General features: G+C 42.8%; 35 protein-coding genes and 1 other RNA gene. 18 read left to right on the top strand and 18 right to left on the bottom strand.

All coding sequences use genetic code 11. The annotated features are described in order from the left end of the window. Positions 1-60: 60 nt before the first annotated feature. The 17 genes from RMX98_RS16990 to RMX98_RS16910 form a co-directional block, all read right to left on the bottom strand. Positions 61-252 (bottom strand): hypothetical protein, encoded by a 192-nt coding sequence (locus RMX98_RS16990; protein WP_322678679.1) that lies wholly within the window; start codon positions 250-252, stop codon positions 61-63. Further along, a complete protein-coding gene (locus RMX98_RS16985; protein ID WP_322678680.1) occupies positions 252-458 on the bottom strand; it encodes a hypothetical protein in 207 nt (68 codons plus the stop codon). The genes RMX98_RS16990 and RMX98_RS16985 overlap by 1 nt, the downstream gene beginning before the upstream one ends. Positions 459-518: 60 nt before the next feature. Next, positions 519-884 carry a hypothetical protein gene (locus tag RMX98_RS16980; RefSeq protein WP_322678681.1) on the bottom strand — a complete coding sequence of 122 codons (366 nt, stop codon included), beginning with the start codon at positions 882-884 and terminating at the stop codon, positions 519-521. Between the two features lies 1 nt (position 885). Then, positions 886-1,338: a hypothetical protein gene (locus RMX98_RS16975; protein ID WP_322678682.1), complete on the bottom strand. Its 453-nt coding sequence runs from the start codon at positions 1,336-1,338 to the stop codon at positions 886-888. Between the two features lies 1 nt (position 1,339). After that, positions 1,340-1,603: a hypothetical protein gene (locus tag RMX98_RS16970; protein WP_322678683.1), complete on the bottom strand. Its 264-nt coding sequence runs from the start codon at positions 1,601-1,603 to the stop codon at positions 1,340-1,342. After that, positions 1,603-2,184: a hypothetical protein gene (locus RMX98_RS16965; RefSeq protein ID WP_322678684.1), complete on the bottom strand. Its 582-nt coding sequence runs from the start codon at positions 2,182-2,184 to the stop codon at positions 1,603-1,605. Before RMX98_RS16965 ends, RMX98_RS16970 begins: the two co-directional genes overlap by 1 nt. A gap of 130 nt (positions 2,185-2,314) precedes the next feature. Beyond that, complete coding sequence (locus tag RMX98_RS16960) at positions 2,315-2,800, bottom strand: hypothetical protein (protein ID WP_322678685.1); 486 nt, start codon at positions 2,798-2,800, stop codon at positions 2,315-2,317. Positions 2,801-2,816: 16 nt separating this feature from the next. Further along, positions 2,817-4,910, bottom strand: coding sequence for a hypothetical protein (locus RMX98_RS16955; protein ID WP_322678686.1), 2,094 nt, complete (start codon positions 4,908-4,910; stop codon positions 2,817-2,819). Beyond that, a complete protein-coding gene (locus RMX98_RS16950) occupies positions 4,903-5,544 on the bottom strand; it encodes a hypothetical protein (protein WP_322678687.1) in 642 nt (213 codons plus the stop codon). Before RMX98_RS16950 ends, RMX98_RS16955 begins: the two co-directional genes overlap by 8 nt. A gap of 2 nt (positions 5,545-5,546) precedes the next feature. After that, positions 5,547-6,104 carry a hypothetical protein gene (locus tag RMX98_RS16945; RefSeq protein ID WP_322678688.1) on the bottom strand — a complete coding sequence of 186 codons (558 nt, stop codon included), beginning with the start codon at positions 6,102-6,104 and terminating at the stop codon, positions 5,547-5,549. Next, positions 6,104-6,904, bottom strand: a complete 801-nt coding sequence (locus tag RMX98_RS16940) for a hypothetical protein (RefSeq protein ID WP_322678689.1) — start codon at positions 6,902-6,904, stop codon at positions 6,104-6,106. Before RMX98_RS16940 ends, RMX98_RS16945 begins: the two co-directional genes overlap by 1 nt. 3 nt (positions 6,905-6,907) lie before the next feature. Then, positions 6,908-7,246, bottom strand: a complete 339-nt coding sequence (locus RMX98_RS16935) for a hypothetical protein (protein WP_322678690.1) — start codon at positions 7,244-7,246, stop codon at positions 6,908-6,910. Between the two features lie 420 nt (positions 7,247-7,666). After that, the gene (locus RMX98_RS16930; RefSeq protein ID WP_322678691.1) at positions 7,667-10,360 is read right to left on the bottom strand and encodes a VapE domain-containing protein; all 2,694 of its coding nucleotides are present in this window, start codon (positions 10,358-10,360) and stop codon (positions 7,667-7,669) included. Between the two features lie 195 nt (positions 10,361-10,555). Continuing rightward, positions 10,556-10,852: a hypothetical protein gene (locus RMX98_RS16925; RefSeq protein WP_322678692.1), complete on the bottom strand. Its 297-nt coding sequence runs from the start codon at positions 10,850-10,852 to the stop codon at positions 10,556-10,558. Beyond that, positions 10,852-11,058 carry a hypothetical protein gene (locus RMX98_RS16920; RefSeq protein ID WP_322678693.1) on the bottom strand — a complete coding sequence of 69 codons (207 nt, stop codon included), beginning with the start codon at positions 11,056-11,058 and terminating at the stop codon, positions 10,852-10,854. Before RMX98_RS16920 ends, RMX98_RS16925 begins: the two co-directional genes overlap by 1 nt. Beyond that, positions 11,055-11,303 carry a hypothetical protein gene (locus tag RMX98_RS16915; RefSeq protein ID WP_322678694.1) on the bottom strand — a complete coding sequence of 83 codons (249 nt, stop codon included), beginning with the start codon at positions 11,301-11,303 and terminating at the stop codon, positions 11,055-11,057. Before RMX98_RS16915 ends, RMX98_RS16920 begins: the two co-directional genes overlap by 4 nt. A 13-nt stretch (positions 11,304-11,316) precedes the next feature. Beyond that, a complete protein-coding gene (locus RMX98_RS16910) occupies positions 11,317-11,568 on the bottom strand; it encodes a hypothetical protein (RefSeq protein ID WP_322678695.1) in 252 nt (83 codons plus the stop codon). 119 nt (positions 11,569-11,687) lie between these two features. Between RMX98_RS16910 and RMX98_RS16905 the strand changes: the two genes are divergently transcribed. Then, positions 11,688-12,014, top strand: a complete 327-nt coding sequence (locus tag RMX98_RS16905; RefSeq protein WP_322678696.1) for a KGK domain-containing protein — start codon at positions 11,688-11,690, stop codon at positions 12,012-12,014. A 247-nt stretch (positions 12,015-12,261) separates the two neighbouring features. On the opposite strand, the gene RMX98_RS16900 is transcribed toward RMX98_RS16905, so the two are convergent. After that, positions 12,262-12,471: a plasmid mobilization protein gene (locus RMX98_RS16900; RefSeq protein WP_409881252.1), complete on the bottom strand. Its 210-nt coding sequence runs from the start codon at positions 12,469-12,471 to the stop codon at positions 12,262-12,264. Positions 12,472-13,055: 584 nt separating this feature from the next. Here RMX98_RS16900 and RMX98_RS16895 point away from each other — a divergent pair. From RMX98_RS16895 to queF, 17 genes are all read left to right on the top strand, one after another. Further along, entirely contained in the window at positions 13,056-13,292 is a 237-nt protein-coding gene (locus RMX98_RS16895) for a hypothetical protein (protein WP_322678698.1), read from the top strand. A gap of 215 nt (positions 13,293-13,507) precedes the next feature. After that, the gene (locus RMX98_RS16890; RefSeq protein ID WP_322678699.1) at positions 13,508-13,837 is read left to right on the top strand and encodes a hypothetical protein; all 330 of its coding nucleotides are present in this window, start codon (positions 13,508-13,510) and stop codon (positions 13,835-13,837) included. 6 nt (positions 13,838-13,843) lie between these two features. Continuing rightward, entirely contained in the window at positions 13,844-14,209 is a 366-nt protein-coding gene (locus RMX98_RS16885; protein WP_322678700.1) for a hypothetical protein, read from the top strand. A 70-nt stretch (positions 14,210-14,279) separates the two neighbouring features. Beyond that, positions 14,280-14,516 (top strand): hypothetical protein, encoded by a 237-nt coding sequence (locus tag RMX98_RS16880; RefSeq protein ID WP_322678701.1) that lies wholly within the window; start codon positions 14,280-14,282, stop codon positions 14,514-14,516. Further along, the gene (locus RMX98_RS16875; RefSeq protein ID WP_322678702.1) at positions 14,503-14,670 is read left to right on the top strand and encodes a hypothetical protein; all 168 of its coding nucleotides are present in this window, start codon (positions 14,503-14,505) and stop codon (positions 14,668-14,670) included. Before RMX98_RS16880 ends, RMX98_RS16875 begins: the two co-directional genes overlap by 14 nt. Beyond that, the gene (locus tag RMX98_RS16870) at positions 14,667-14,789 is read left to right on the top strand and encodes a hypothetical protein (protein WP_322678703.1); all 123 of its coding nucleotides are present in this window, start codon (positions 14,667-14,669) and stop codon (positions 14,787-14,789) included. The genes RMX98_RS16875 and RMX98_RS16870 overlap by 4 nt, the downstream gene beginning before the upstream one ends. Continuing rightward, the gene (locus RMX98_RS16865; protein WP_322678704.1) at positions 14,779-15,141 is read left to right on the top strand and encodes a hypothetical protein; all 363 of its coding nucleotides are present in this window, start codon (positions 14,779-14,781) and stop codon (positions 15,139-15,141) included. The genes RMX98_RS16870 and RMX98_RS16865 overlap by 11 nt, the downstream gene beginning before the upstream one ends. Further along, entirely contained in the window at positions 15,138-16,385 is a 1,248-nt protein-coding gene (locus RMX98_RS16860) for a hypothetical protein (protein ID WP_322678705.1), read from the top strand. The genes RMX98_RS16865 and RMX98_RS16860 overlap by 4 nt, the downstream gene beginning before the upstream one ends. Beyond that, positions 16,339-16,593, top strand: a complete 255-nt coding sequence (locus RMX98_RS16855; protein ID WP_322678706.1) for a hypothetical protein — start codon at positions 16,339-16,341, stop codon at positions 16,591-16,593. Before RMX98_RS16860 ends, RMX98_RS16855 begins: the two co-directional genes overlap by 47 nt. Before the next feature lie 109 nt (positions 16,594-16,702). Continuing rightward, positions 16,703-16,999: a hypothetical protein gene (locus RMX98_RS16850; RefSeq protein ID WP_322678707.1), complete on the top strand. Its 297-nt coding sequence runs from the start codon at positions 16,703-16,705 to the stop codon at positions 16,997-16,999. A gap of 11 nt (positions 17,000-17,010) precedes the next feature. Then, positions 17,011-17,286 (top strand): hypothetical protein, encoded by a 276-nt coding sequence (locus RMX98_RS16845; RefSeq protein WP_322678708.1) that lies wholly within the window; start codon positions 17,011-17,013, stop codon positions 17,284-17,286. Continuing rightward, complete coding sequence (locus tag RMX98_RS16840; protein WP_322678709.1) at positions 17,286-18,473, top strand: tyrosine-type recombinase/integrase; 1,188 nt, start codon at positions 17,286-17,288, stop codon at positions 18,471-18,473. Before RMX98_RS16845 ends, RMX98_RS16840 begins: the two co-directional genes overlap by 1 nt. A gap of 78 nt (positions 18,474-18,551) precedes the next feature. Continuing rightward, the gene (locus RMX98_RS16835; RefSeq protein ID WP_322678710.1) at positions 18,552-18,818 is read left to right on the top strand and encodes a YciI family protein; all 267 of its coding nucleotides are present in this window, start codon (positions 18,552-18,554) and stop codon (positions 18,816-18,818) included. Between the two features lie 38 nt (positions 18,819-18,856). Beyond that, positions 18,857-18,953, top strand: an RNA gene (gene ffs / locus RMX98_RS16830) — signal recognition particle sRNA small type. 25 nt (positions 18,954-18,978) lie between these two features. Beyond that, positions 18,979-19,365 carry a phasin family protein gene (locus tag RMX98_RS16825; RefSeq protein ID WP_322678711.1) on the top strand — a complete coding sequence of 129 codons (387 nt, stop codon included), beginning with the start codon at positions 18,979-18,981 and terminating at the stop codon, positions 19,363-19,365. 156 nt (positions 19,366-19,521) lie between these two features. Then, positions 19,522-19,923: a hypothetical protein gene (locus RMX98_RS16820; protein WP_322678712.1), complete on the top strand. Its 402-nt coding sequence runs from the start codon at positions 19,522-19,524 to the stop codon at positions 19,921-19,923. Between the two features lie 32 nt (positions 19,924-19,955). Continuing rightward, the gene (queF, locus tag RMX98_RS16815; RefSeq protein WP_322678713.1) at positions 19,956-20,369 is read left to right on the top strand and encodes a preQ(1) synthase; all 414 of its coding nucleotides are present in this window, start codon (positions 19,956-19,958) and stop codon (positions 20,367-20,369) included. Positions 20,370-20,373: the final 4 nt, after the last annotated feature.

The following is a 20,373-nucleotide window of genomic DNA, read 5'->3' as shown; positions in this document are numbered from 1 at the left end:
TGCAACCTCAAATTGGTGGGCAAAAACTTACTTTGTCTAGAGTGTGCGAAAAAGTTTCAGTTACCCTGAATCCCCAGTGAGTTTTTTAGCTGCTTGCCATGCTTGGGTACAGTTCCAAGCTGACTCATAGGAATCATGTACATGAGTGCATAGCCCATAAGGCTTGGCGTTGGTTCTAACAGTCAGCCGCCACTTCCCAGTTAATAACCCTTCTTGGTCAACAACTTGCAAAACCTCAACAATGAAATTCATTACTTTTCGGGTTGTGGCTGTGGTGCTTGAGGTTGTTCCCCTGCTGTCGGTTGCTGGACGAGATAGCCGAGCAATGCAGTAGCCAGTCCACCGATTGTACTAACTAAATTACGATTAATGGCTCCAGCCCTGCCGAGTAAACTAGAACCACCTGCAATTAAACCCAGGATTGTGCTGAGAGTATTCAAAGTTGATGATTTAGACATTTATTCATTTACTCCTCGTTGGTGTGTTCGTAGTATTCCCGAATTTTGAATTCTCAAAGACTAGAATTTGTCATCACGGATTTGAAAATTAGATTGCTTGTTCAGGAATCCGACTATCTGCTTGACCCAGTTTGCAAGTCTGTCAAACTTGTGCTTGATCATACTTTCAAGTCCGTTCAGGCGATATTCAATAAAAAGCTTCTTTTCATTGTACTCAGTTAGGTGTACGTCTACTTTTCGTTCAACAGTGTACAACCGATCAACAAGGTTATCTTTTAATTGATCAACGGCCGATAACACAGTAGTTTCAACTCTATTAATTTTGGCATTGATATTCGATTCTATCTGCGCTAATCGATAAATCCCCGCAATCAACATAAAAGCCAGAGAGACAACAGTGAAAGCATTATTAATATCAATTTTCATTTTATATACCCAGCGATATTTTTATCGCCTGAACATCATCTTCTAGTGTCGTCGTATCTATTCCTTCATATTGATAAATAGCAATATTTGCATTGATAAACCATTTAGGAACTTGAAGTGATACGGAATAATTAATATTTAGGTCATCAAAAATTATTAAATTGAATTTACCTAAAAATAAGCTTTCAGGTTCACCCACAAAACTTGCGCCCAAACCAGTTGTTAAGCTGCGGCGCAAGTATCCTGCATACTTCCAAATTTTTCCTACAGGAACAGTAGTATTGACAGATACAGCAATGATTGACTTATCAAACACTACAGGGATATTTATCTCAGTTATCGTTTGATAAATTGGCTTTCCTGCTGAATCGTTTAAATAACTTACAGCAGGGAAGGAATCACTATATTGTAAATGCCAATTACTTTCTATCCCTAGCTGTAAATTACGTGCCATGTTACCCGTGAGAAATTACGAAATCAACGTGTTCGGCAAATTCATCTAGAATTTCAAACGGATTAGGAATACCGTAATGCTCCAGCTTATCGAGGTATTCAACTATATCGATTTTCCCAGTCAGCCAATCTCTACCCGCTTGATTGATGGCAAGCATTCCTTTGAATTCAGAATCGGAACAGTTGCCCTCAACATCAACAGACAGCAGGTCTAACGGGTCATCTGGAGTCCAAATAATTCCAGTTCGTTCTGCTATCTTGCTCATTAGCCTTCAGGAGTGAATCTAGCCCGATTTTTACCGCCGTTTCCTTCAATGAAGGTCACGTACTCCGTTGTTTCTTCTATAGCTAAAACAGCCGCATCGTAAGCTTCGCCACCAGTACCTTGTCCAAAGGGCGAAGTAACAGAATCAACTTCAGGCTTTTTGTATGCTGCGCCAGTGATCCTACTATTTTTCTTAACAGTGCCAGGTACAACAGAAGTAAGCGTCAATTTGGCAAACTTGAATTTTTTCGTGTCAATCTTAATTGGCGTAGTTAATGCGCCAAATTCGGTAGCTGTAGTAGTGCGACTAGCAAGCAGCGAAAGAAGTACATTAGCCACACCAGACCCTTGTCCGGTTTGTCCACTCTTGAGCAATTGGGCCGGAAGGTAAATTTTTGTAGTCCCAGCCGTGCCAAAAGGAGAAATATAGCCATCTTCTCTTTCTGCCCTTGCCCGCTTGCTTTCGTCGGTGATTGCAGCGAAAGCAGCTTGTCGCTGGTCTGGAGTCATTGCAAGCCAAGCTTTGTATTTGTCGTACCGTGACTTCTGCGACTCAAATCGTTGTAAATCTCTAAAGCCCATAATTACTGGTGATAGTTGCTACAGATGTCACCAACTCTAACCCTTTAAAATCCTTAGAATTCTGTGGTCAAACCTAATAGGTTTTTACCTTTATTTTCTGCCGGAGTCTCCCGAAGCCAGTCAATTAAGCTCAGGGATATTTGACTAATGCCCGATTTCTGAGCGTTGTGTCTATCAAAAATACTGGTGGGACAAGATTTCCTAAAGAAATGTAAGCGCTTCTGAACCTGAGAACTGCTACGGGTCTATACCTGCGATTTTGTACTTGCTTCCCTAAAATCGTGATTTTCCCGGCTGTAGCCGTTGTTGTGCTGGCTTTATCTGGATCGTTAACGATCAGCTTTTCTAGTTTGAAGGGTACATCAATTACGTTGCAAATTTTTTGATAAATTTCTACAGCATCAGTTCGGTTATTGACTAATAAATAATTACCTCTAGCAAAACCATTTTCTGGGTCAGTATATGATGCTGATTTATTCCCGCAGGTATAAGTTATACCACTTCCACTTGATAAAAAAAGGTTTTTGATTTCGTTTGCAATCTCTGTCATATTCGCCTTAGTAATAGCTGGCTTGATACTTCCATCATTGTCTCCAGAAGCACAAGAAAATTTCATTAATCTGACAGATTTCTCATGCTCTATTGGTGATTCCTGAGAAGGTGTCGTTGGCAACATTGCCGCCGATTACTTCCATGCCAGCAGTAACTAAGCCAACTGCGTTGCCAATTTGATTAAAAACGTTAACGCTTGCTTGATAAATTCTGTTGGCTTTCGCCCAATCTTCAGATATGTGTTGATAATTTGCTTCGCCTACAGTGTCGGCAATGATTTCGTGTACAGCTTTTCCGATTACATTATTAATGCTAATAGGATTACCATCAAGTCCTTTTGGCAATATAAAGCCCAATACTTGATCTATGATTGTTCCCAAAGTTTGAGCAAGATTATTACTTAACATTAAAGCATTGTGAATTGTAGCTGCGAACGTAAGAACTGATAACGCTTTTTCAACATAAGTATTGTTTGCAATTGCAGTAATTAATGTTGTAATTCCTGCTAATTGCGTGGTAAAGAAGACTTTAACCCCATTAACTAGCCCTGTTGATGTGGCATTGATACTTGTTCGTGTTGACGCGTGTTGCTGAATAATTAAAGCTTTTAAGCTTGCTACATCTGCTGGATTCACGTCTTTACCATCCCTGCCATTTTTACCCGGCAATCCGTTAATACCATTCTTTCCATCTCTGCCAGGTGTACCGGGTAAAGTTACCACGGTTGTTACGCCGTCTTTACCTGGAATGCCTTGTATCCCTCTCTCTCCTTGCTTTCCAGGTATGCCAGGTATGCCAGGTATCCCCTGTATACCGCGTACTCCTTTGACAAATTGATACAAAGTTAAAGCCGTTAATGCAGTAGTAAGGGCTGTTCCAGCCTTCCCAAGTGCATCCCCGGCAACACGCTTGGCTTGCTCTCCTATCCCTTGAGCTTCTGTTGCTTTTTTGTATGCAGTAGTAGCATTTTCATTCGCAATTGTGGCATTCCGTACCGCACCGTCAGCCGTCGTTTGCGCTGTCTTGGCGTTGGCGTTAGCGATTTGTGCAAAATTTTCAGCACGTACAGCAGTTACTTGTGCTGCACCAGCTTGCAGTTTGGCTGCTTCACCAAGACTACGTGCATCAACAGCAATATCACGAACAATATTGATATCAGCTTCAGTTTTACCGATACGATTCTGTAATCCTAAAAGCTTACCAAGTACTCTAGAGACACTATCTCCAACAAACTGTGTTTCTCGCTCTATAGCGTCAATTCTTCCTCCCAAAGTTTCCAATGTAAAATAATTTTCTGCAAGCGTTGCAAACGTGCCAACTATCTGAAATAGTTCCGCAACTCTACCCAGTAATCGCCCAGTTGCACCTAAAGCTTGCTCTGAGATACCAACAGCCTTTGCAGCGCTGGTGATTGCATTACCTACCTTTGTCTCAAGATTGGCGATCGCCCGACCAAATGAATCGACACGAGCGCCCAAGCCGTTTACTAAACCACGCAATCCAGAAATTTCGTTTACGCTGTCAGCGATCGCTTTTGAACTTTTTGCAACTTCTGATATCGCTTGCCCTGATTTTGTAATTGCTTGATTAGACAGTCCCTTTGATAATGATGATTCCCGTGCTGCCGCCGCCGCAATATCTTCTGCTTGATTCAATCGCCTAAAAGCATCAAGTGATTGTTTTTCGAGCAACGCAGCTTTTTTTTCTGCGTAATCTGCTGCATTAAAAGCGTTATTCGCAACCTTGGCGGAAGTACCAGCAATATATGAAGCCTCATTAGCTGTAGTGTTTGCGGTAGATGCAAGCCTGCTTATTCTCGCGAGTTCCGCTCTATCAGCACCAGCATCTTGAGCAATTTTTAAAGCTTTAGCCAAACCATTATCAGCCGTTCTTTCTACTTTAAAAACTCTTTCTAACGTTTGTCTTGATTGCTCTACAGCGTTATCAATACTTGGCTTCAATTTGTCAACCGCAACCACGACACCACCAGCTACAGCGCTTGCAATACCTGGTTCTAATGCTGATTTAGTTGTTTGGATAATACCTGGTTTACTTTCATTAATTACACTTTGAGCAATTGCTCTAACTTGAGCCTCTGTTAGTATCCTTAATCGTGCAACCTCCGCCCTAAGTGCTGCTATTTCATTTGATAATCCAGCACAAGAATCAGCCATTATTTAATCTCCTTAAATCATTGGTAATGCTTCTAATACTTGCAGCACTAGATTCACAATCATTGCAGCAATAGCCTGGGTAAATTGGCGAAGCACATTCGCAAGTACCCTCCGGACATCTACCGCATTGAATAGTGTATGTACAAGGACAATTACCCTGGTCTTGAAACAGCAATAAATTGTTGCTAAATACCTGAAAAGTACATCTATTGCTATTAGGTGAAGCGCATTTAATATTGGTATTGATTGAATCAATTACACCTGTTGTCATGCTGGCGGACAAAACAAGTCCACCGTAATCAGTTGGCATACCTTTAGATGGTGAATTGACAGCGAAACTCGTAGAACCACATCCAATAAAAGCAATGTAATATCCTCTTAAAGGGTCAAACTGATTCCCTCCAGGATAATAAATAATCTGGTAGTCCACAACTATTGCTGATATATATCCGAATTGTCCTTGTGGTGATTGGAAATTAATTTGATATCCAGCATTTTTGTAATTAGCAGTAGCATCTATTGGTAAAGTGCCCGTGACGATATCAATAGGTGCATATTGTGCTTGATAAATCCTATCGTTTCCAGTACCAAATTTATAAGTAATTGTAGGTTTATCACCTTTGGTGCATACCATGATTAATAATTGTTAGGGTTTATTACTGCATTGATTTCAGGTAATTCATACTTGTTTGTTGGAGTTAATGAGTTTCTGATATCAATAGTTATCGTATCAATTCTCTTGCCTTCAGTTTTTCCATACCCTTGATAAGTAAAAGTTAATTCATTAAATTCAATTACTAGTTTGTTGTTTAAAACTATCGATAGTAATCCAACTAATAACGATTCTGCTGTATTATTGTTGCTCGGAGTGAGCAATGGAATATCTGATTTTTTGATAGTAAGTGTAGTAGCTGTCTGTACCGCATTAGCCCCAAATAAAGCTTTGAATATATTTGGAGCTATTAATGGTTTTTCAGTAAATAAAATACCTCTAGCTTGAATGTTGCCAAAGTTTAACAATCCTTGCGAGTTTTTTAGCCCTTTAATGGTATTTGATATGGTTGAAAGCTGTGAAGATTGTGGTATTACTTGCCCAAATGTAGATATGTTTCCACTTTGAACAACAGAAGAATTAATCTTTGTGGAATTATAAATTACCTTACTACTTGCTATTAAATTCCAGTTTGCAAGCATTAATTTATCCTTACAGCTATACCACCACTACCGGGAACAATTACTAAATATTGCTGTGAAGTTCCTGTGGGAACAATGACATCATATCTAGTGCTTCCATTACTTGCACAGATAGCAAAATCACTAGACAACTGTCCTAAAAACCCACCATTTGTATTGTTCAGTAATGGTACTCCTGTTAAAATATCTCGTTGTAAATCCACAATGTTAGCGCCTGCCAACAAAGCGCTACCTGCACCAAGCAAAGTATTAATCATTGAGGTAGAGGTACTAATTGAATAGTACTGATTAAATATTGTGCCGATGATGGAAGTTAGAGTGTTTGTATTAGGAATAAAGCTAGCTGTGTAACTGTTCAAATCCCAGCTTCCCCGCAAAATGCTAGGTGTAATTGCACCTAATAAAAGGAAGGTTGACCCTTGATTTACGCAAACTAATCTTGCTTCGTTGCCATTGGTAAGTGAGTTGAAAATTACGTTAACAGTATTAACTAATGTTCCATAATTAATTTCTGTCCCTGTCCCTGTACCTGTTCCTGTATGCGTTGAAGTATTCCAGCTTCCGTAAGGTTGCTGATAAATTACAAACCCAGTTGTAATCCGAATTCTAATGTAAGTTATACCGTAAGTTTTAGTTGCATCAGTTGTAAATGCATAAACCAAGCACAAATCTGTGCCACTAGTAAAACTATCAAATAAAGAAGAAAACCCAGCGTTTGCAAACGCTGTTTGTAGCGCTGCACTTAACTGGGCTTGAGTAAATCCAGCGTTTAAAGTTGTGATTGTCCTTGTGCAAGTCATAAATTAATAGTTGTCTGGGTCAACTGTAAAACCAGTGTCTACAGTTTGTAAGTTTACGTTGTATGTAATTTGTCGATACTTGGTGCTATTTCTAGTCACTATTTGAGGAAAATCACTATCAACAATAGTTAGTTGAATGTCAGTATTTGTAGAATCTTGATTACTCGTATTTAAGTACAAAGCTGCTAAAAGCAGCAAGGCTACCATCATGGATTCAGCAGTGTTGTTTGCACTTGCTGTTAAACCCACTGTTGCCAGATCGGACTTCTTGATTACTAAATCAGTACTTGTCTGACTTGCATTTGCTCCGAAAACTTGCGTTAATGTTGGCTCTGTCGTCATAAAGCGAATTTTTTCTTGATGTGAATAAATCCGTTGTAGCGGCAAGCTAAATTTATGTAAATGTTCCACTTTTATGTAAAAAAGGAAGTACTTTACTAAACCAACATATTGCAATGACTGAGTTCTAGGAACATTACTGTTTTTATGAATTTAAAATATACCTGTTTAACCTTGTGGGATGGTTAAACCGGAAGTCATACCCCCAACTGGACTTTTAACAGCCTGAGTAGCTGTACTGATTTTGATAAAAAAATAATTTATACAAATCTTTAAACTAAGGCGAATTTGATGAAAACTTTGCCAAGAGTTCAGTATGATCCGCATCGCCTTAGCACTCTCAGGCGAATATCTTGGGGTAGATAAATTGCACCGGCGCGATCGCTCCCTAAGTAAGGTAGAAGGGCGATCGCGTTTTACTACTTAAGTCTCCTCAAACTCCCCAAAGTAAGCAGTGATGACTGTGTTGTTAGGAGTTTTGAAGGTGAAGTGGGTGCTAGAAGGGGAATTGGGTACATCCTGGAGAATGCAATCAGCAATCCACTCGTAATCTTCCTCTCCTAAAATTCTTACTTTGAAGTTGCCAGTTTCAATTTTGGAGATGAAGTCTTTTCTTCGCTTCTCCTGCCACTGCTGAATCACACCACATTCTTTGGCTAATCTGGGGAACGTTCTTTGATCTGGATCTGCCTTAATGTTCTTGGTTAGTGTCTGCCCTTCGGGAGTTTGGAATTCAAACCAGATTTTGCTCTCACCAGTTCCAAAGCGGTGGTAGGGTTCAGCGCTGACGCTGACCGTCCCAAAGTCTGTTTCGATTTTAAAGCTAGTGGTCTCAACTTCAACTATTTGGTAGTAGCGACACTTTGCGGGACGGGTGACAGCAGCGCTAGTTACTTCGTTATTGCTTGCAATATTATTTTCAGAAAAGTTGGGTAAATTAGGCGGATCAAGGCGGATCACAGGCAGATCACAATGCTCAGAAGTCTCTTGTCGCAAGGGTTCAGGTGTGATCTGCCTCTGTGGAGTGCTAGGCGGATCACTTTGGAGATTTTGGGAAAGTGATCCGGGTGATCTGCCTTGATCCGCCTTGTTACCCAAACTTTTTTGATTTTCTAATTCAGTTTCAACTTCTAAATTTGGGGAAAGTGATCCGGGTGATCCGCCTTGATCTGCCTTGTTACCCAAACTTTTTTGATTTTCTGACGATGACTTCAATCGCCAAGCCCAAGGTCGAGTATTACCAATTTTTTGTCTGTACTGCTCCCAGCCGTTCGACCGGAGAATAGCTGAAACTCTTTTGGTGTAAAGCATCTCCTGTCTGCCAAGCTCAATCCCTAGCGCAATTCTCAAAATTTCAGAGGTGGTTGTCTCTCCTTGATTTCGAGCGTAAGCCAATACTGTGTCTGTCCAGGGGTCAACGGATTGGAAGTCTTTGCTGGCTTCGTTGTGGACTTTCGACTCGGCTGGCGATAGCCACCACTGATGGCCTTTCTCGTAAAGGGCGTTAGCAGCTGCCCAGATTAAATCGCGTTCTCGGACTAACTGCTCGATATCAATTGGGATGTCGTCTATTACCGGGATAATCCAAAATCGTCGGTTGCCTGTGGGGTCGTTGAGTAGTTCTGTTTCGTTACTCGTCCCCACGAGGACACAGGCGCGGGGATGCTCTTTTACTTCGCGGGCATAGGGAGCGCGGAAGGCATCAACGCTCGACGACATGAATTTTTTGATGCTGCTGATGTCCTTTCTCTTATACATGTGTTCAATTTCTGGGATTTCTAAACCCCAGAACTGATGCAGTTTCATTAGCTCATCTCTCTCGTTCGCGTCGCTGAGTTCGTCTGTGAACCAGTCTCGCCCGAACAGTTCCCGCCAAAAGCTAGATTTGTTTATTCCCTGTTCCCCTACCAATATCAAAGCGGTATCAACTTTACACCCAGGACGACGGGCCCGAGCTACGGCTGATATCAGCATTTTCTTCAAGTAAATGTTATGAAGTGGGTCGTTAGTGCCAAAGTATTTAGTTGCTAGAGTGTCAAGGATTGATGTATCAACGGTGCTGTATCTTGCGGCAACTTCATCTAAGTATTCCACTACTGGATGGTAAGCATTTCGAGAAGCGATCGCTTCAACGATCGCCTGACCATCTCCGATTTGTACATCCAGATCAAATTCTAGTGCTATGTATAGTCGTAATTGGTTTAAGTCCATTTTTTGGTCGTTCAGTTCAATGATGTTTTTTAGTTGATTTAACCGGAGACTGTCGCCCCATCCATCTTTGATGATTTTGTAAGCGCGGTAAATTTTTGAGGTGCGTTCCTCATCATCAAATTCTGTGTTATTTTTTCGTTGCTCCTCTAAATCCTTCTTCCACTCTTCAATGGTTGGGGCATCTTCTATTAGTTGCTTGAAAGCTTGTTCTCCCTTAGCAGCAATAAAGTCATCCATGCCTTTAAGTTCAATTGATGGTAATTTAATTACCATAACTTTTGAACCTGTCGCAGTTAAATCTCTGGCTATGTTGATTAAGGATTGCTGGACGGGACGTTTATGTAATATGTCAGCGTCAAAACATAGGTAGAAAGTTCTTCCAAATCCAGCAAAGGCTTCGAGCCACGTGTCAAGTCGGCCCAGTTTGCGGCAAGTGGATACTCCAGGGATAGATATGGTTGGCAAGTTTATTGTTAGCCCCGCACCTGCTTTTTTGGCTCCTTCAGTGATGATTATGGGGATTGATTTATCGGCGAGAACTTGTTGCCAATAATGCTCTATTCCGATATTTAAGAAGAGAGGAAATGCACCGTAACCAACTGCTCCTAAGTATTTATTAACTTTGCCGTCTTTGCCTAATGGGGAGACATCAGGCTTTACTTGTACGCCATCTAAGGTGTTTTCTTCGGTCAGTGGATTTACCCCTGAGACCATCCAGCAAGGTACTAAATGATCTGAGTGTTTCTGTCTGGATTTTGTATTGCGATTTAGAACTTTATCGACTTCTCTAGAGTCATGTAAGGTTCTGACATTTAGTTGTATGATTTTTGCAGAGACACCACTTAATTGCCATTCTTCCCAGTGGTGTGATGCAATGGTATCAACTGTTTGAGTAGTAGAAGTCATTGTTCTACCCCCCAATTAATGCTAGAATTGGCATTAATGAAGAAAGATTCCTTAATCTTTCTTTGAAAGTAATTTTTCATAATTTATTCCTTGACTCTAGCTGATTCCTGGGGTCTTTTTTTTTTGGTTAGTTAACAGGATGATAAGCATTTGTTAGCTGTTCTTTGAGACCTTCATTTGGCGATCGCATTCATTTCAAAATCCATCAGGACAACTGAGCTTGCGCTTCTCTTGCTCCTCTAACAATTTGAGAATCTGCTCTGCTGCGAAGGAGCGATCGTAGTGTGGCAGCCCAGCACTGGAAATAGACGCAAGTAGAGCTTGGATTTTTTCTTCATCTTCAACATCAACTTGCAAACTAGGAAGTAGGTTTAACATCAGCCTTGCGTAAGCCCGTACCTCTTTGTGGGTGAGCTTGTTGCCTTCCTTGTTCTCCTTTATTCGTTCAAGGAAGTGAACGATCGCTTTAGTTGAGCCATCAAAACCAAACATTAGGCATTAGGGGTTGGGGTATCAGTAAGTTGCAGGTAAAGCAGAAAATTGTCTAACTCCTCTTCGCTCAGCAGGAGGCGCGATCGCACTCCATAAAATCTCTCCAAATGCTCTCGACCTTGAGCTTCTGTCCAGCCCAATCGCTGCATTTGGGCGTCGATTTGGGTGACTAGCTTCTGAAAGTTTGGGTACGGTGGCTCGGTCATCTCTTCTGGGTCAAAGAAATTGGGTTTAGTCCTTTGATGGTGTTCCACTCGGCGAGGATTTTGGTGCAGGTGGCATCCTGTGATTGCTTGCGTCCGTTTGATTTTGCTAGTTCTGCGGCTAAGGCATAAGTTAGCTCCAGGGTAGTCACCAGGTGATAGTGCAAAGCGTTAACTGTGCGTTCTAATCTCTCAATTCGCTGTTGAGTTGGGTCTTTGCTTTTGCTGGTCGGTTGGGTGTTAGTCATTGGTCATTAGTCATTAGTTACGAGAGTTGTGAGTGCCACGCTTAAGCTTCATATTTGTGGCTATTTCTTTTACTTGATCTAGCAGTGCAGGATTCTGCTGAAATAGTTGGGGCAATCCTTCCAAGATGAATGCAGCTAGCACGATCACTTCATCGGATCTCATCGTGGGGTCGATGGTGAGGATATAGCCAAAAAATTTCTCTAGCTCGTAATAGGCTAGGCTGCGCGCCCTAACTTCCTTTGATGAAAGTTTTTGTTTAGTCATTAGCGGTCATCTGTCAAAAGTCATTGGTCATTGGTCATTGGGCATTGGGAAAGATTAGGGAAGGCGGATCAAGTTGGTAGCTTTATCCGCCATGTTGTTAACCGAAAGAGAAAATCGAAATGAGTGACGTAGTGATCTTGAGTGGCAATGAAATAATCAGCCTAGATAAAAATCTGAGTTTCATAAATGCTGAACTTGTCAAGTTTCAGCAAATCGACAAACAGATTAAAGAAGCGATAAAGTCGCATTTTCCTAATTACAGAGTTTGGACTGCTGAACTTGAGGGATACGACGGCGTTCCAGTAGAGGTTCTCCAACCAGGAAAAGATTGGCAGAAGGGGAGGCTCAAACTAGTGATCAGTTATCGCGTGGAATTCACTCCCGACAAAGTGCCTGGTGCAGAATCTCCTTTGGATGACCTCCGGTCGCAACTCAATCCCGAATAGTCTGTCACTGGTCATTGCTTCGTGGCGATCGCACTCCGGCTTTGTGAGACGATATCGCCACGAATAAAGCCGTCTACCCAAGCAGGTAAACGGCTTTATTCCTTGTGCGGTATATCTTGCAGAACTTCTGCTAATAGTACGTGTAAGCTTTCAACTTCCTCTGTTAGTTGCTTAGTGTTGTGTAGGCTGTTTTCAAGCTGCTTTTGCTGGGATTCGATTACAGTTAAGCAGGATTCATGTAATTCCTTCAGCCTACGATAGATTCCCCCAGGAGTTGTTTCTCCTGTATGAGCAATCCATGATCTAGCTTGATTTCTCCCCTCGCTATCTGGATAAAAAATTGTGTCCGATTCATGCCTAACTGAGATGCTTTCTCTCTCAGGGACTCCCAATCTTCCGGTGATATTCTCACAGTTGCGTTGATCGTCTTTTTGTCTGTCGTGGTTTCTTCTGTCATCTGTGATAGCCATAGCAACCCCTAAATTATTGCACGTGCTAAACGGATGATTCTGCACGTGCTTTACAAAAAATATGCTTGACTTCTATTATTGCACGTGCAATAACTATTAAAAGATAGTAGCACGTGCAAGTTAATTTTGCACAACAAGACCGCTCCCCAACGCCTAACCCTTTGCGTTGCAACCGGAGCAAGCACCCGCGCCTCGTCCTTTGCGCGGAAACACCCTGTAATCACCAAGAACCGAGCGACTCATAAACGAGATGGAGACAATATGACAATCACTGTTGACGAATTGATTAGAAGACTACGATGCCTGCCTGGAGATGCGAAGCTAGGCACAGAGGCAGGTCAAGTGACTTGCACAGTAGTTGGAAACACTCTAATAAGGTTCGCATTCACAAACCTCGACCGCACAGACGAAGAGATACTAGCTTTACCTTGCGCGGAAACACCCTGTACCCAATAACTGACAACTGCATTCACCCATAAGTCGTAGCGATCGCGGGGTTAGCAGTGCAAATAAAAAGGCGACCACTACACGAAGCGCGCTCGCATTCAACTAAAAACGAGGAGAAAAACGAATGGAAGGCACTCTACTTCTAAGAGGTAAAAGATATGTCTACAAAGGCAAGGAGCTTACTTACAAATACAGCGAACCAGGTGTTAGACCGATTTTCGTTTTTTGTAATGCACGGGGTACAGAAACCCGTCTAAGCGAAAAAGCGCTTTCAGGGGTAACAGAACTTAACTCCACACCACTAACAAAAATAGAAATCTCAGATCCATACCTTGAAGGAGGGTTCCACGTTTTCAAATAGCTGCACTGTAACCGAGAACTGTATTCACCCATAAGTCGTAGCGTCGCAGGGTTAGCAGTACTGAGCTTGCATCCATGCTGAATGTATTAATTGATAACTGTATTCACCTGTAAGTCGTAGCGTCGCAGGGTTAGCAGGCAATTAAAAATCCAGAGCAAAGTGCCCTGGATTTCCAAACTCGAACAGAGAAAAACAACATTGAAAGGGAGGACAGGATGACTGTAACAGAAATCATCACCCACATTGAGCGAAACTTTAACCGCACTCAGGCAACAGGCTTAAACAGCCTAATTTTCCTAGCGCTGCGGGAACAGACCACCGTCATGCATCAAAGAAAGGAATGCGGTTTTGATGATATCCCCGTACCTATTGCTAGTTGGTGCGATGAACTCCCAGACCAATACCTTTTAGCGATCGCAACAGCGATCAACACCCACTTATTAGACGAACTAACTAACAAATCAATGTTTGCGAATAATGCTCAAAACCATACTGTACAAGCAATTGAGCCACAAAATCAACCCAGTTTATTGAGCGACTATTAAGCCACTATGACTGATCAACAGACCACCGACAAACCACTTAACGGGCAACGACCAAGCCCGATTAACAGCCGTAAAGGTCGTAAGAAGGAGTGGAAAGACTTGACTGTTGACCCACTATCCGAGGGGTCTGACAGCCATCATGCTGAATACGTGACGGGCAAGGCTCCGATGACTTGGGCTTTGCTCGAAGTCGGACAACTGTTTTCTCGTTCCAAGGGTGGGAAGAACTTACACGTCAAGCTGAACCATGGCCGCGCCATTTGCTTGGATACGCGACAAGCAATCGAGGTAAAGCCGTCTATTCGGAACTCCTTACAGGTTTGGGTAGTTACGAATTTCAATTCAACATCTGCTGTAAAAACGGATTTTTAAAGGCGATCGCCATCCGCATAGATCCGCGATCGCCGGCTGTTTCAAAGAAAACAACACGTAACCAAATTATATGACTGAAAAGCCAAATCCCAGCAACGAAATTCACCATGTAGGCTTTCCAGAGGGGCAGCTACTAGGCAACGGTGCAACGGTGGAGGAGTGCGCGGAAATCTCAGCCGCCTACCTCCAAGGAAAACCACTGCCAGTCAGCGATAACAGTGTTATCAACCGGATATCAGACCGCCTCACCGAAACTAGCGGCTATGGGCAGTACAGCGACTGGAGGAATAACAATGACAGAAAGTAACACTCCTAGCCCTTGGTTGGTTGCGGCTATAGCGATATCTGAAGAACTAAAAAAACAACCGCCAGAAGTACAAACAGAGATTCGGCGGATGGATAGGAAAATTTACCCTGAAACCTGGAAAGCTATACGCGAAAAGGAGCAGGAACAGGAGTGAATCAAGCAATCATCCTTTTTTGCACCATAGCGGCTCTAGTAATTGCGATCGCAGCCCTGTGCAAGCAGGAAAGCTATCGCCCCTTTTACCTCAAAATCGAGGTGCAGTATGGCAGATGAGCAAAAAATCGTTGTTGAAGTTCCGAGCGATCGGGGTCATTATTCCCCAGTCCCCATTCCCCAGTCATCTAAATTGGAGGAATTTAAAAAGGGGTGGAGAGACGCGATCGCGCTCCCTGATAATCTGCTAGACATGGCTTTTGAACTGACAAGCTGTGTTGCAATTCCGGCTCTATTTAGCAGCTGCTGGGTAAGCTTACCCATTCCCAGTTTTATGAGATTAGGAATAGTGGGTTTGCTGTCCATCACTGGAATCTCTCTGTTATATGTGCGTCAAGCCGTGCCAGAGGTTAAAGATGTCTTGTTACTTCGCGTCGGGCTAATTGCGATCGGAGTATTGATCGGCTTATGACTAGCAGCTTGCACCCATCCCAGTTACACCAGCACTTACAAATGTATGCCCGTGCCAAGTGGTCATCCTGGGGTGGTTTAATAGTCAGCTTGAGTTTACTGTCATTAGGAGTTAGCCAAAAGCCGAGTGTCAAGCCTTGGGTGCTTGCAGCTTCCGTTGGCACGCTAGAACTAGGACGGCGACATCGCCAAACAGCCAAGCTACTGCGAGAATCGCTTGGCGACATCGACCAAGCCTCACGGGTCAACTTCCAAGCCTGGGCGAGAGCCAACACCCAACCCACGGCACAGTTAGCGCTGACAGTTGGCGCTATTGATGCCAACTGGAAACCAGAGAACTTAATTACAGATCCAGTTGAATACATCCAGAAAAAACAGAAACACGTTGCTCTGGTTGGCGGGACTGGGGACGGGAAATCGACCTTTACCCAATACTTATCATCAAAAATCGGTGGGCGAGTCGTTGCCTACGATTCCGATGCCAAGCCCGACGATTGGGCATGGCTAGATCAAAAAGATGTCATTGGCAGAAAAGGCAACTTTAAAGCCATTGACACCGCAATGGGCAACGACCTCAAAACCTTAGAGGAGCTTGTAGAGCTTCGCGGAGAGGGGGGAGACAACGCGATCGCCGGTCGGGAACGATTCATGATTGCCGAAGAATTCCCGATCTTGGTCGATGAATGCGACCACGCTAGACCGTGGATCAAACGCCACGCCAAACGGGGCAGGCGATATAAACAGTTCATTTGTGCGCTGGCCCAAAACGACACGGCTGAGAATTTCGGCTTGGAAGGTGACAAAGACACCCTTTACAGCTGCTTTTGTCTCGTCCGCCTGGGGCAGTTTGGGCGCGACTACGCGAGGACTAAACTAAAAGATCCTCAACTAGAGCAGTGGTTAAAGGCAGGTGGTAAAAAACGATTTATGGTCGATGACTGCCCTTGTGAACTTGACCTGAGCAACTGGGGGACAACTGCGATCACAACACCGGAAACCTCCAGCGATGGAGATAAGGTGCAATCTCAACCGTCAGCCATGAATGAGTTTGAGCAATTTATCCTTGACTGGGGTCAACAGCACCCAGATGAGGTTTTAAAAGCCCGAATTCTGCTGCAAGCTAGCCGATTGTTTGAGGGGATGCAGCCGGATGAGGTGCGGATTATCTTCGCTTCTATGGCTGACAGGGGATTGGGGGATGTGGAAGGAAAAGGCGATCGCCTGGGCTGGAGGTGGTCAAAGTAATGTCTACAGTTTGCCTACAGTCCGTCTACAGGCTGTAGGCAACGCTTTGGGGGTAAATTACAGCTTGAATAAGCAGCACTTGGGCGGAAGTGCGATCGCTGACCACATGACCGATAACCACTTAAGAGTGCGTCTACACCGTCTACAGTTTTTTAGCCCCAAAAATTCGGTTGTAGGCGCTGAAAATAGCCTCCAGAGCGGATTTTAGCGATTGTAGACAAAAATTCTGGGGTTTAAAAAAGTTAAAAAATCGAAATATTTTTTAAATCTGCAATGACTCAAACAAATTGTCCTCGATGCGACGGGAGTGGATCGGTATGAACGATTATCAAGCCCATATTTTTCAAAATCTTGGTCAAATACAGTTATTGAGAATCGTTGAATTGGTGGCAAGACAGATAACAGAACCTGATTATTACGCTCATTATGTGGCGGACGAGATGCTCAAATATCCTCTATCTCATCTGCCGCAAGTAGTTTTTTCTTACTGCGATAGTTTGGAATCAGAACTAGACAAATTATTGTTTTTGCAACGCTTAATAAATGTGCTAGTTAGCGAAGCTATCACAGGCAAGGTTCGTCCAAAAGATTTCAATGATGAGTATGACCCTTAATAATTAAAACTATGAATCATCTCACTTATCACGACTTGGAGAAGGAAAATAAGCACGGTTTTTCTATTGGAGAACCACTTACTGAGCAATCATTGGTAGTTCGTGAGATGGTCATTCCTGGGATGTTTGACTATCCAGATATGTACGTAAGACACCTTAATTTGATTTTCAGGGAGCAGCGATATTTGATCATCAGTATGACTGACTACGAACTAGATGAAGTCAAGAGATTAGAAATATGTACTGGTGCTGCGAAGTTTTTAAAGGAAAAAAGCGAAAGAAATTGATGACTGAAGATAAATGGATTAGCTCTGATTCTCGCACCAAAAAACTGGTTATTCGTTTTTGGGTAAAAGGATTTACCAAACAATTCTTTATCAGTACTGGTCTAAAAGATACCAAGCGAAACCGAGAGATTGTGAGGAGCAAGAGAGATGCGATCGCAACAGATATCGCATTGGAGCGATTTGACTTAACACTTGTCAGCTATAACTTCAGTCCAACAGGAAGAGACAACAAGTTTCAAATTGTTGAAGATGCTAAACCAAAATATCAATACAACATTTTGGAACTGTGGCATAAGTTTACTGACTTTCAGGAGACACAGCTTGAGCAAACAACGATTTTGGGGCGATACGTATACATCAAGAATTACTGTAATAGGCTGCCTACCTTGTCTCTAGACAAGGCTTCTGATATTCGTGATTGGTTGGTAAAAAATGCCAGCAGCTTTACTGCTCGGCTAATTCTGGATTATTTTGACAACTGCTGTCGTTGGGCCTTAGACTCACGGTTAATTTATGACAATCCGTTTGAAAAGTTGGTGCTGAATAAACGCCGGACAAAGGTTGAAGAGAGAGATTGCAGGGCGTTCAGCCTGGAGCAAAGGAATGCCATCATAGAAGCTTTCGAGAATCACGAATTATATTCCCACTACAGTGCGATCGTAAAATTCCTTTTTTGGACTGGCTGCCGTCCAGGAGAAGCCTTTGCGTTGTCTTGGGATGACGTTTCTACAGATTGCCGCAAGATAATCATTAACAAGTCTTGCAATAAGTACAAAATTTTAAAAAGTACTAAAAATAATCGAAAGCGAATATTCCCTACGACCCAAGGCTCAAAGCTTCAGGAACTTTTGTTAAGCCTTCGATCTGAGAATAATTCATCGTTGATTTTTCGATCTAAGGCAGGTCTGCCGATTACTTCGGATCTATTTAAACCAGCTTGGACTGGATATAGCACCAGGCAAAGCGGGAAGACCTACCGCTATATGGGAGTAGTCCAAGAATTAGCAGCACAAAAACGAGTTCCCTACTTAAAGCCTTATGCCACTCGTCACACCTTTGTCACATGGGCCATTAGCAATGGGGTATCGCCAGAAAAAGTAGCACTGTGGATCGGCGATACCGTCGAAACAGTTTTGCGTTTCTACTGCCACCCGAATGTAGTCGAGGCGGAGTGCCCAGATTTTTGATCAAAATGCTACTCAAATGCTACTCAAAAACAGTCATAAATAAAGCAGGATGTCTGTTGTAACTGGAGTTAAAAGCTTATGCCGTGGTTTGTAAAGATTGAAGAAGGCAAAGTCGATAAATCTACCTTTGACCAATATGTACCTGCCCATAAAGCCTACATTCAGGACTTGATTGCTAAGGGACACAAAGCACGAACAGGCTATTGGGCAAAGCAAAGAGGCGGAATGTTGCTGTTTGAGGCAGCCTCAAAGGATGAAGCAGAAGCGATTGTGGCTGATGATCCCTTGGTGAAACACGGCTGCGTCAACTATCAGCTTTATGAATGGCGAATTGTTATGGAATAACACACACGTTACTGAATTTTAATGTTATGCTTATAGAAGACCTGGATCTATGCGATCGCAACACCCAAATCTTGTCAGAACCGGAAGGTAGCAGCAACACGGGAGGCTTGTGGTAGGCGTAGTCTCCGGGTCGCCCTATTTTTAGGAGCGGTCAGCAACCATGCCTGGTTTTGGAGATATTGTTCAAAAAGCTTTTTACCTCGGTGTTGGATTAGCTTCTTACGCAGGTGAGAAAGCAGGGGGAAAATTAGCCGAAGTGCGATCGCAAGTCCAAAAACTGGCAGATGAAATGGTGGCAAAGGGCGAAATGAACACAGAAGAAGCCCGCCGCTTCGTTGAAGATATGATGAAGCAAGCCCAACAAGCCCAACCATCTGCTGAAACCTCACCAGAAACGCCCCCTTCTCAACCTCGCCGCATTGAAATTTTAGAGGAAGATGAAGAACCAACGGTGAAAGAGGCATCAAATGATGAGAATGTAGATAAATTACGTCAAGAAGTGCTAAACCTACAAGACGAGTTAAAACGATTGCAACGCGATCAATAAAAAATATTTTTTGATAGAAATACTAATAATAAGTGGCATTTTGACATGACACTTCGGATAGAAACTTGATAAGATACATTGCCTAGTGTGTATTTTAGTGCTTTAAGCCAGATAACACAAAGCGTCCTGTTTATAGCCTGCAAAGGTGTCAAGTTTATGGAACAGTGGCAAAAAGATTTAGTAGAAATCGTCGAAACAGTGGCTGATGAAGTAGAGCGTTTCTTCCTGGGAATGAGTGAAGTGGTAGACGCCTTTTTTGAGCTAACGGAAGAAGTCACTGAGCAAGTACACAATAACATTGTTAATGAAGTCGATCAGTATTTACATGATTTTGCTGAACCAATGTTGGAAGTTTACTGGGAGCTGGAAGACATTGTAGCAGATGTAGATCCGGGTTTTCCTTATTCAGTTGAACCCACAGCCGAAAAAAATCCTGCTTGCATTGGTTGTACTCACTACCACGGTCAAGTTTATAATGGTAATTTGTTAGTTTGTGCCATGCATCCCCACGGTTGTGAAGATGAGAATTGTCCAGACTGGGAGAAGGAAGAGTATTGAATGGGCAAAGGGGTAGAAGGAGTAAATGATAAATGACAACTGATAAATTATCTGAAAATGTAACTCCGGCAAGCCAAGAAATGAAATATGGCGAACGCGACATTGCCGAAGGCAAACTAATTACCTTTCCGAATCCGCGTGTAGGAAGGCGATATGATATTCAGATTACGTTGCCGGAATTTACTTGCAAATGTCCGTTTTCCGGTTATCCTGACTTTGCGACAATTTATGTTAGCTATGTGCCTGATGAGCGGGTAGTGGAATTGAAGGCGCTTAAGCTTTACATTAACAGTTACCGCGATCGCTACATTTCCCATGAAGAATCTGCTAATCAAATTTTGGATGATTTTGTGGCTGCTTGCGATCCCTTGGAAGTCACGGTGAAAGCAGATTTTACGCCTCGCGGTAATGTACATACCGTAGTTGAAGTGCGTCACCAAAAGTAACATC

Source organism: Nostoc sp. DedQUE02, assembly GCF_034531035.1.
In the GTDB taxonomy this organism is placed as follows: domain Bacteria; phylum Cyanobacteriota; class Cyanobacteriia; order Cyanobacteriales; family Nostocaceae; genus Nostoc.
The sequence above is the reverse complement of the archived record's forward strand: the minus strand, read 5'-3'. Positions and strand labels throughout refer to the sequence as shown.